The following is a 1,022-nucleotide window of genomic DNA, read 5'->3' as shown; positions in this document are numbered from 1 at the left end:
GAGCACGATCTCGACGAGCTCGGCGGGCGCGGGCTCGTCCTCCACGAGCAGGGGCCGTGCGGTCATGTCGGCGCCGGCCGCGTGGGCGAGGTCGTCGAAGTAGCCGGGTGCGAGCAGGTAGTTCGCCACCACGACCCTGCCGCCGTCGGCGGCGGCATCCGCTCGGGCCATCGCGACCGCCTCGGGCAGGCGCGGCTGGGCGGCCGAGAGGAACCCCGCCGTGACCGCACGTCCCGATACCGTGCCGAGCCGCTTCGCCATGTCGAGGCAGTCGACGACCGCACGCCGGTCGCTCGACCCGGCGACGGCGAGCACGATCCGGTCGTCGTGGCGGAGTCCGGCCTCCTCGAGCCGTCGCAGCAGTACCGTCGCGAGCCGGTCATCGGGGCCGAGGGCGCCGGCGAGCACGACGTGACGCCCGCCCTGCCCGTTCTCGTCGTCGACCGCCTCGGTGAGGTCGACGTACACGTGGTATCCGGCCGAGAGCAGCAGCGGCACCACGACCGCGGGCTCGTCGGGCTCGAGCGAGCCGAGGGTGGCCGGGACGTCTGGCTGCTCGACGTCGACGTGTCCGAGCCGGACGCTCGGCGTGGCATCCGGATGCCGCTGCGTCACCGCCGCGGCGACCGCATCGTGCAGCCCGCGCACCGCACGGCGGCCCTCGTCGGACGAGGTGCCGTGCGAGATGCCCACGAGGGCCGGGGTGCGAGCGGACATGCCCCCATCGTCGCAAATCGGGGCGGCCCGCCGCATCCCGGCGACGGACCGTGACCGCGCCGCGCCCGGGCGGCACCTGACCGGCGCCGCGCGCCAGCCGGACGGGAGGAGATCCGCCCGAGCGGAGGTGCCCGAGCGACGTGGCGACCTCCCGGGGCGCGGATCTCCTCCCGCGGGGGGTCGGTTCGAGTGCGGTGATCGAGCGCCCTCGAGCAGCCGGCCGCTGCTCAGGCCCTTTCGGCGGCACCGGCCTGAATGGCGGCCGATCGCCTGGATCCGCGCGGCGCCCGGCGGGTCAGGCGGTG

General features: G+C 75.9%; 1 protein-coding gene. It reads right to left on the bottom strand.

The window, feature by feature from the left end; translation table 11 throughout:
- A partial coding sequence (locus tag GH736_RS23405; protein WP_159607448.1) for a sirohydrochlorin chelatase occupies positions 1-717 on the bottom strand: 717 nt, incomplete at its 3' end.
- Positions 718-1,022: the final 305 nt, after the last annotated feature.

The organism is Agromyces humi, assembly GCF_009720255.1.
Lineage (GTDB): Bacteria > Actinomycetota > Actinomycetes > Actinomycetales > Microbacteriaceae > Agromyces > Agromyces humi.
The sequence above is the reverse complement of the archived record's forward strand: the minus strand, read 5'-3'. Positions and strand labels throughout refer to the sequence as shown.